Source organism: candidate division KSB1 bacterium (genome assembly GCA_024655945.1).
Classification (GTDB): Bacteria; Zhuqueibacterota; Zhuqueibacteria; order JANLFK01; family Oleimicrobiaceae; genus Oleimicrobium.
This window is the reverse complement of record JANLFK010000015.1, coordinates 88,913-98,686: the sequence shown is the minus strand read 5'-3', so window position 1 is coordinate 98,686 and position 9,774 is coordinate 88,913. Positions and strand designations below refer to the sequence as shown.

Genomic DNA, 9,774 nt, shown 5'->3' with positions numbered 1-9,774 from the left:
GCCAGGCATGATCTGCCTCTGGCACCTGCGCGGGCAGCCGCGGGCCTTCGACGCCTGGGTGAAGCTCGACCTGGAGTACATTGAAAACTGGTCGCTATGGCTGGACATCAAACTCGTCCTATACTCCGCGTGGTACACCGTCTCGGGCAAGAATCATTGAACGCGAGTGGCCAGGGCCACCTTCTTGTGAAGGACCGCCCGGCACTGGGCGGCGAGGCGTAGTCGGAGGCAAGGTTGCGGGTACTAGTGACCGGCGGTGCCGGCTTTATCGGCTCCCACACTGTCGACGCCCTGCTCGACGCGGGGCACCATGTTAGGATTCTTGACAATCTGCATCCGCGCATCCACCCGCACGGCAAGCCAAGCTACATCTCGCCCGAAGCCGAGTTTCTGCTCGGTGATGTCCGCAACAAGGACGACTGGGCACGGGCTCTGCGTGGCATTGATGCGGTTTTCCACTTCGCCGCCTACCAGGATTACATGACAGACTATAGCACCTTTTTCCACGTCAACGCTGTCGGTACCGCTCTTCTTTATGAAGTCGCCGGTGCCCGCCGGCCCCAACTCGCCAAGATAATTGTCGCATCTTCGCAGGCGGTGTATGGAGAGGGGCAGTATCATTGTCGTGCATGCAACAGCAAGGTCTCCCCGACCCAGCGAACGCCGGAAATGCTGGCACAGGGGAGCTGGGACATCCTCTGCCCAGCATGTGGCCGGCCAATGGAATACTTGCCGGCTACAGAGGACCACGCTAACCCGGTGAACGCCTATGGTATTTCGAAGCTTTCCCAGGAGCAGCTCGCTCTCACCTTGGGCAGACAAAATGGAATTCCGACAGTGGCACTTCGGTACTCGATCGTGCAGGGGCCGCGGCAGTCGTTGTACAACGCCTACTCCGGCGCATGTCGCATCTTCTCTCTGAGCTTGTTTTTGGGCAAGCCACCCGTAATTTACGAAGACGGCCGCCAACTGCGCGACTTTGTCAACATCCGAGACGTGCTCCGAGCGAACCTGCTGGTCCTGGACGAGGACAGCACGAATTTCAAGGTGTTCAACGTAGGCGGCGGTCGCGCGTACACGGTACTGGACTTCTATCAAATGGCGCAAAGGGTGTTCGAGACAGAAATACCTGCAAGGGTCCCGGGCGCCTACCGTCTTGGCGACACCCGGCACGCTGTGTCGGACATTGCCGCGCTGCGGTCGCTGGGCTGGGAGCCGCAGTGCACACCCGAGGACAGCCTGCGCGAGTACCGTCAGTACTTGCAAGAGCAGACGGACATTGAGGACATACTGAGCTACGCCGAGAAACACATGAGCCAGGCCGGGGTAGTCAGACGGGTTCGCCCGGGGCGCTGAATCGCGGCTGAATGGGCCAGTCGTCTGTACTGATCAAGATGATGGACAGAGGGTAGAGAGCTGGCGGCGGCCCCGCATCCCTGGCGTTGGGTTTCCCCGGGCTGGCAGGGCGGAGGCTCTCTTTCCTTATCAGGGCCTTTCGCGGCTTGACCCGGTCCATCATGAAACTGTCGGTAACCCTGGCTTGGTGTGCTGTTCGGTATTCCCCAAGTCAGTGTACATCGGTGAAATCGGTGGTTAGTTGCTCCTGGAGGGGTTGCCATGGTGATTACGCAGACCCCGCTTCGGGTCAGTCTCGCGGGCGGCGGTACGGACCTTGAGGCGTTCTGGAGCATGGAGCCCGGCGCCGTCACCTCGCTCGCCATCGACAAATTTGTGTATGTCATCGTCAAGGAACGCTTCGACGAGAAGATCTACATCAACTACTCGCGGAAAGAAATCGTGCAGAGCGTCGACGAGATCGCGCACGAACTTGTCCGGGAAGCCATGCGCCTCACGGGCGTCAGTGGCGGGGTCGAGATAACGTCTCTCGCAGACGTGCCCTCAGAGGGGACAGGACTGGGCTCGTCAAGTAGCGTGACCGTGGGCCTGCTCAACGCCTTCTACGCATTTCAGGGTATCCAGGTTAGTGCAGACCAACTGGCGCGGCAAGCGTGCGACATAGAAATCGACATTCTGGGCAAGCCGATAGGCAAACAGGATCAGTACATTGCGGCCCATGGGGGGGTGCGATTCCTCGAGTTTCTGCCGGACGGCAGCGTGCGGGTCGAGAGGCTTCCAGTGTACAACGAGAAGTATCGCAAGCTTGGTTCTAACCTTTTGCTGTTCTTTACCGGAAGGACGCGGCGTGCCAACCAGATCTTGGCCAAGCAGAACGAGAATGTGCGTGACAACATCGTTTATCTCAGGGAGATAAGGAACCATGCCTACATGGTGCGCAACGCCATCATCGAGGGGGAATTCGACGCCATAGGGGACATTCTCCATCGGACGTGGGAGATGAAGAAGATGCTAGCTGACGGAATCTCTTACCCGGAAATCGATGAAATGTACGAGTGTGCACGGCGGGCCGGTGCTCTTGGTGGCAAGATATGCGGCGCTGGCGGTGGCGGTTTTCTCCTGCTCTACTGCCCGCGCGCGGCCCAGGACGCAGTCCGCAGTGCACTCCACGGCTACCGCGAACTTCCCTTCATGATCGAGTCCGACGGCAGCAAGGTCATCTTCAACTATCGGCGCTACCGGTGGAAATAGTGCCGCGGGCAATTCCCTGTCCGAGACGCTCTACGGACTCCAGCACGGCCCGTCGAAATCACAATGCGGATTGCGGGCATCGGACAGGGACGCCGCCTAACGGAGGGGATAAGTATGCAGTCCATCTTTGGTAGTTATGTGGCCAGCCTCAAGGCGGAACTTGAAACCATTGACTATGGGCGCCTACATCGGGTAGTCGAAATGCTGCTCCGCGCGCGCGACGAGCGTCGCACGGTTTTTGTCCTCGGCAACGGAGGCAGCGCCGCCACGGCTTCGCATCTCGCCTGCGACCTGGGTAAGGGTACCGCTACCGAAGGGGCCGCAAGGTTTCGCGTGCTTTCTCTGTGTGACAACTCCTCTCTCCTTACGGCCCTTGGCAACGACCACTCATTCGAACAGATCTTCGTGGAGCAGCTGAAGGGACTGCTCGGGGATCGCGACGTGGTGATAGTGATTTCCGCCTCTGGCAATTCGCCCAATGTCCTTAGGGCGCTTGAGTATGCCAGGTCCCGGGGAGCGCAGACTATAGGGCTGTTGGGCTTTGGTGGCGGCGAAGCAGCCAAGATGGTGGACGTGGCGTTGGTCAGCGCTACTCGGAACTACGGTATCGCCGAAGATCTTCACCTTGTTCTACAGCACATGCTGACGCAAGCCATTCGCAAGTCGGCGTCGAAGCGTAAGGTCAGGGTCCTGTTCCTCGACCGCGATGGTGTTATCAACGTAAAGCCACCCGAACACGACTACGTGAGGGAGTGGGAAGCGTTCCGTTTCTACCCCGGCGCGCCGGAGGCGTTACGCACCCTCTCGGGCATGGGTTACCGGCTCATCGTCACCACCAACCAAAGGGGTATCGCTAGAGGGCTTTTGACCGAGCGCGCTCTCCAGGAGATCCATGCCAACATGCTCGATAGCCTTGCGACGCACGGCGTGGAGATGGACGCGGTGTACTATTGCCCGCATGATGAGCACCACCGCTGTCAGTGCCGTAAGCCGGCGCCGGGGATGTTCTACCGGGCGCAGGCTGAGATGCCATATGCCATCGACTTTGAGAACTCGATTGTCGTGGGAGACTCGGCTTCCGACGTCGCGGCAGGGGAAAGTATCGGCGCCAAGACAGCCCTCATTCTGAACGGGTCGGATGGTCCCTCTTCGCAGGTTACCCCCACTTTCGTAGCCAAAGACTTGCTGGAGCTCGCCAGCGTCATCGCAGCCGTTGAGCCTCAAACGCGACAACAACCTGAGTAGACTTGTCCACAGGAGCCCTCATGTTCCGCAAACGACGGCGTCGGATGTTGGCCCGGGTCCTGGGGGCGGTTAGTTTTTGTCTGCTCGCCTGTCGCCACTCGCCCGCTCAAACCCTCTTGCCCCCTTACCACTGGGCCTACGATTATGCAGAGCAATTACGCCTTCTGGGCCCCGATACTTCCTTAGACTTCTCATTGCGGCCGTTTCTCGCCTCTACCCTCTCCGGCTTTGTCGCGGGACGGCGGCCCTTCTTGGCTCACGCCAGATTTGCACCGTTCCTCCACTTGGAGGCCTACTTCCCCTCTAAGGAAATTCCAGCTTCCAACGTCGGCCTCTCCCTCTCGGTGGACTCTGATAATCTGGTGGGCCGGGTGTCCCCAGGCCGTGCCGACGCCTTGCGCCACACGCAGAGGGGAATTATTGGCTTTTCGTGGCGCGGTCAGTTGAGCGCGCGCACCACTGTCCTACTGGACAACCGTCTCGACGAGGACCCCACATACCTCGGGAAGCGGCAGAGCGGATATGCCTCCTATGCCGAAGAAAGCTACGTCGTGCTTACGGTGCCCAACTTTGAGTTGTTACTGGGTCGGGCTTTCTGCTCCTGGGGCCCGGCATCTTCAGGCTCGCTCATTCTCTCAGACGTGCAGAGACCCATGGATCGCGTGTCGGTCCGTTTTCACTACAGGTGGTTATACTATTGTCATGTCTCTGCTTTTCTGGATCGCGTGGGAGAAAACAATCGGTACTTCTCTGGTCACCGTTTTGACATTCGGCTCAGGCCAACGGTCTGGCTGGGCTTGAGCGAGACGGTAGTCTACGGGGGCCCCCTCCTCTCGCCGCGCTTTGCTTTTCACATCCCGGTGATCCCGCTGTTTGATCCGACAGTTAACGAGAGTCTGGGCATTGGCGGAGACGCGAACATCATGGGGGCGGTAGATGTCTCCGTCTATCCAGCCTCTGGCCTCCAACTCTACGGCCAGCTGCTCATCGATGACATTCAGGTGGAACGGCAATTGCCCGGCGACCTGGAGCCGGCAGAATGGGGCTTCCTGGTGGGTTTGCGCGGTCTGCCGGCTGGCGTGTTCTCGGAGATCGAATACGCTCGTGTCACCAACCGAACCTATAAGACCCTACACGGCTTTACTAATTACGTCCACCGGAACCGGCCCCTGGGGTTCCCGTATGGTAGCGATTGCGATCGGCTTTGGTTGAGGGCAAACCACTGGCTGAGGGATGCCTTCAGGGCTCAGACCCATGTGCTCTTTCTGCGCCGGGGCGAGGGTTCCATGGACAAGCCTTTCGATCAGCCCTGGAACATTCCTGGTCTCGCCCACTACTCCGAACCGTTTCCCACTGGTATTGTTGAGAGCACTTGGCGGGCTCAACTTGAGTTACGGTGGCATCCAGTCACCAGATTCGGCTTTGCTGAAGCTGTGCTGGGGTATGAGGCAGTCCGGAACGTTGGCAACCGCGCCGGTGAGAATTCCCGAGGTCTCTACTACTGGTTCAGGCTGTGGCTGGAACTTGGCCACAGTTGGTCACTTTAGGCTCTCCAGCGCCGTGTCTGGCGACCAGCACCTTTGCGAAGTGCCGATGGTGGGACAGCTCTCTTGGAGACGTCAAACGATTACGTCTTGGGCTGACGAAGCCCGTCTTTTTCAATCGTCCATCCGTCACGTTAATCGGTAACGAGGCCCGCTGGGTGCAGACGTCTCACGGTAACGAAGCCCGTTTGGTGGAGACGTCGAACGGTTACGTTCTACGGTTACGAGGCCCGTTGTGGGGAGACGTGTGGCGGTTACGTCTGTCGGTTACGAGGCCCGTTCTATGGATCGGCTGACGGCAACGTCGGTCGGTAACGAAGCCCGTACTTTACAGACGTCCAACGGTTACGTGCGTCGGTTACGACGCCCGTCTCGTTTGCGCCCTGCGGTCACCGCTGTGAAGCTGGCGGACCAAGGACGTTGCCGTAGGACAAAACGGGTTTCGTAACCCAACCACGTGGCGGAGGAAAAAAAACGGGCATCGTAACCGTGACCTAATGACCTAACCGACAACAAAACGGGCCTCGTGACCGTAACCGAACGACGTGACCGGCCAAAGAGACGGGCTTCGTAACCGTAACCGAACGACGTAGCCGAACAACAACCCGGGCATCGTGACCGTAACCGATTGACGTAACCGAAGCCGAAGACGGGCATCGTAACCGTAACCGAACCACGTCACCGAGGAAAACAACGGGCATCGTAACCGTAACACGTTGGATGGCAGCCTGAGCGGCGAGATGGGACCAGAGGGCGGATGAGGAGTAGCCACAACACGGCCTCTTTGGCGGCGCAGCAAGTGAGAGCGTTCCAGGCATTCACTCCCGCGCTAAGGACATTTCCGTCCGGTTTGGCTTGGAAGCAATGCGGTGTGCACAACCGGTAAGTCTTGTATTGCCCGGGAACGGCCGATGTTCTTAGGTGGTTATCCATTGTTGAGTGAGCAGATGCTTTCGAGGAGAGAAGTTTAACAGCAGCTGCTTGTTTGGGCGTCTTCTTGGGATAACGGCTCTGGTCACGCTTGCTAGACCCTAGGTAGCCCATGCAGAAGGTTAATGATAAGATCAGAGTGCTTACCCAGTATTTTGAGAAGGAACCCGGCATTGCCTTAGCCTTTCTGTTTGGCTCCAGGGCAAAGGGCTTTTGGAAAAAGTCGTCCGATTGGGATATCGCTGTCTATTTCACACCGGATGAGTACCTAGAGCTGGAGACGGAAAGGGAATATCCTGGTGAGGACAGGATCTGGTCTGACTTGATAGACCTTCTGGCAACGGATGAGGTGGATTTTGTCATATTGAACCGAGCATGTCCGACGCTGGTATACAACGTTTTGAGAACGGGCCATCCCTTGCTCATCAGGGATCGCCGGCTCTTCCTGGATCTTCTTTGCAAAGTGAGCTACGAAGCGGTTGATTGGTGGGATTTCGTCTCTGACTTTTACCAGATTGCGGAGAGGGCCCGCTCCCTCCCTCCTGAGGAAAGGGCAAGGGTCTTGCAGTATCTGAGGTTTTTGGAGAACGAATTCAGTGAGATCGAGCTGATCAAGGGGTTTACATGGAAGGATTACGTTCAGGACAGCTTCAAGAGGAAGGTGGTAGAGAGGTGGGTGGAGAATTTGGTTATGAGCGCCTTGGACATTGCCAAGATCATCCTGGCGGCGGACAAAGGGCAGATTCCCCAGACGTACAAGGATACCCTAAAGGTTTTCGGGACCCTATTCATAGATCATTCTTTTGGCGAGGAGTTTTCTACAGTTGCTTCTCTTAGAAACATCTTGGTCCACGAGTATTTGGATGTCAAGTGGCGGCGAATCGAGAAGTTCATTGAACAGGCAGAAAGACTGTACCCTATTTTCATCGGTAAGGTGAAGGAGATAGTATAGACGAGATGTGCGTCGTGGTGGTGGCTGTCACGGAATGCTGTTGGACGGTAGTGGTCTATGGCTGGCAGGCTCGTTGGATCGTTTAACGGTAACGTCCTTACGGTAACGAGGCCCGTTGTGGGGAGACGTGTGACGGCAACGTCTTACGGTAACGAAGCCCGTTTTGTGGAGACGTCGAACGGTTAGGTCCTACCGTAACTAGGCCCGTATTTTGCAGACGTCCAAGGGTTACGTCTGTCGGTTACGAGGCCCGTTTGGGTTACGTCCTAAGGTAACGGCTCTTAAGGTGGTGGACGAGGGACGTTGCCGTAGGAGGAAACGGTTTTCGTTACCGTTACCGACTGAGGTAACCGAACAACAACACGGGCATCGTAACCGCCACCGTTTGACGTAGCCGGACAAAGAGACGGGCTTCGTGACCGTTACCGAACGACGTGACCCACCAAAGATACGGGCGTCGTGACCGTAACCGAAGGCAAAGACGGGCCTCGTGACCGTAACCGTCGGACGTCATCCGATCTCCTGAAGACCACATGTCAAGCGGGCGCATCAGGTTCACCGTGCACGCCAGGCAAAGGATGGCCTTGAGGGGGATTAGTGAGGAGATGGTTTCGAGGACTTTGCAGGAACCGGAGGAGATAACAGTTGGTTACAGGAGCAGGAAAGTCGCGTTTCGCCGTTTTCCTAAGGGACGCATAAAGGTCGTGTATAGGGAAGAACAGGGACAGGTTGTTGTGATAACTGCAATGTGGCAGGAGTAGGCGGTGAGGATATCGTACGACACTCAAGCGGATGCTCTCTACATCCGTCTCAAAGAGGGGACATTCGTGCGCAACGAGGAGGTAGCCCAGGGTATTATCCTCGACATAGGGGAAGAAGACGTGTTGTTGGGCATTGAGATACTTGAAGCGTCGAGCAGGTTTTCTGCGGACGACTTGTCTCGCGTCGAGGTCGTCATGCCCTTGCAACTAGCATCCGTAGATTCTTGATATAGGCGCTAGGGGGTGACTGCAAGCTGTCTGATGGGTGTGCGGCAGGGCTAGGTGCTGCGGATGGTCTAACGGTTACGGGTGTCGGTTACGAAGCCCGTTTGGTGGAGACGTCTGACGGTTACGTCTTACGGTAACGAAGCCCGTTACGGTTACGTCCGTTAACCTGGTGCACCAGGGACGTTGCGATAGGATGAAACGGGTTTCGTATCCGTACCCGAACCACGTGATGGAGGGAAAAAAACGGGCATCGTAACCGTGACCGGATGACCTAACCGACAAGAGAACGGGCCTCGTAACCGTAACCGACGGACGTAACCGAAGGCAAAGACGGGCATCGTAGCCGTTACCGTTTGACGCAGCCGACCAAAGAGACGGGCTTCGTAACCCTAACCGATTGACGTAACCGAATACAGATACCGGCATCGTAACCGTAACCGATGGACGTAGCCGAACGGAAAGACGGGCATCGTGACCGTCACCGATGGACGTAACCGGATAAACAAACGGGCGTTGCAGCCGCCTCGGCGCGCAGGCTTGTAGAGCCGGGTTCGGGGAAAATACAGGGGATTGGCAGAGTAGCCAAGAATGGCGCGGCCGGCGTTGCCGACTGACAAAATCGAGATGTCAGGCGACAGTGGCAACGTGATGCCGTCAGGCCCTCGGGAAGAGGCTAGACGAGTGAATTGGAGGTCGAGGAAGCCGTGAATAGGTCTTATGAAGGGCGAATAGTGATTGATCCACGAGTGCACTTCGGCAAACCCTGCATTGCCGGCACTCGCATCTGTGTCGAGAACGTGTTGGAGCTGGTGCAGGAAAACATCTCTTTCCAGGAAATTGTCGAAAAGTACTACCCGGATTTGGACGTGGACGACGTCAAAGCCTGCGCCGCTTACGCCGCAGATATAGTACGCTCGGAAGAGATTCACATAGACACGGTGTGAGATGCGTGTGCTGGTCGATCAAGATGTTTATCAGCTTACCGTCGACCAGCTGAGGAAGTGGCGCCACGATGTAGTCACGGCTCGTGAAATCGGGCTGCAGCGCGCCCCGGACGAAGACTTGCTGCTGAAGGCGAGGGAGATGCGTCGACTGCTTGTTACCCGTGACAAAGGTTTCGGGGCTGTCGTGTTCCTCAAGAGGGAGCTATCGGTGGGTGTTCTTCTTCTGAGAGTCAGCCCCTCCACCATCGATGATGTGCACGGCGAACTCAAGCGTGTTTTCGAGGAGCATAGCCAGGAAGAGTTAGGTCGTTTTTTCTGTGTAGTTGAGCCCCATCGGCACCGCATGCGGCGGTTGCACTAATCTCCGCTCGTAGGGCCCGGCAAGCGGTATGGGCAATGTGGGTTATTGGTCGCTGACTGGCTACGTCTTAGGGTCACGAGGTCCGTTTTGGGGATCGTGTGGCGGTTACGTCTGTCGGTTACGAGGGCCGTTTCGTGGACCGTCTATCGGTGACGTCCTACGGTCACGAGGCCCGTTTTGCGCGGCGGTGTAACGGTTACGT

The 9,774-nt window shown here is 57.3% G+C and carries 9 protein-coding genes; all 9 read left to right on the top strand.

The features are described from left to right. Positions 1–7: 7 nt before the first annotated feature. Complete coding sequence (locus tag NUW13_14935; GenBank protein MCR4440316.1) at positions 8–160, top strand: sugar transferase; 153 nt, start codon at positions 8–10, stop codon at positions 158–160. Positions 161–234: 74 nt separating this feature from the next. Next, positions 235–1,356, top strand: coding sequence for an NAD-dependent epimerase/dehydratase family protein (locus NUW13_14930; GenBank protein ID MCR4440315.1), 1,122 nt, complete (start codon positions 235–237; stop codon positions 1,354–1,356). Between the two features lie 261 nt (positions 1,357–1,617). Then, on the top strand, positions 1,618–2,607 hold the full coding sequence (locus tag NUW13_14925) for a GHMP kinase (protein ID MCR4440314.1): 990 nt from the start codon (positions 1,618–1,620) through the stop codon (positions 2,605–2,607). 114 nt (positions 2,608–2,721) lie between these two features. Next, positions 2,722–3,852, top strand: coding sequence for an HAD-IIIA family hydrolase (locus NUW13_14920; GenBank protein MCR4440313.1), 1,131 nt, complete (start codon positions 2,722–2,724; stop codon positions 3,850–3,852). Between the two features lie 20 nt (positions 3,853–3,872). After that, positions 3,873–5,399 (top strand): capsule assembly Wzi family protein, encoded by a 1,527-nt coding sequence (locus NUW13_14915; protein ID MCR4440312.1) that lies wholly within the window; start codon positions 3,873–3,875, stop codon positions 5,397–5,399. 1,039 nt (positions 5,400–6,438) lie between these two features. Next, entirely contained in the window at positions 6,439–7,278 is an 840-nt protein-coding gene (locus tag NUW13_14910; GenBank protein ID MCR4440311.1) for a DUF86 domain-containing protein, read from the top strand. A 764-nt stretch (positions 7,279–8,042) separates the two neighbouring features. Beyond that, positions 8,043–8,267, top strand: coding sequence for a DUF2283 domain-containing protein (locus tag NUW13_14905; protein MCR4440310.1), 225 nt, complete (start codon positions 8,043–8,045; stop codon positions 8,265–8,267). Between the two features lie 731 nt (positions 8,268–8,998). Then, positions 8,999–9,211 carry a DUF433 domain-containing protein gene (locus NUW13_14900; protein MCR4440309.1) on the top strand — a complete coding sequence of 71 codons (213 nt, stop codon included), beginning with the start codon at positions 8,999–9,001 and terminating at the stop codon, positions 9,209–9,211. Between the two features lies 1 nt (position 9,212). Continuing rightward, complete coding sequence (locus NUW13_14895) at positions 9,213–9,572, top strand: DUF5615 family PIN-like protein (protein ID MCR4440308.1); 360 nt, start codon at positions 9,213–9,215, stop codon at positions 9,570–9,572. Positions 9,573–9,774: the final 202 nt, after the last annotated feature.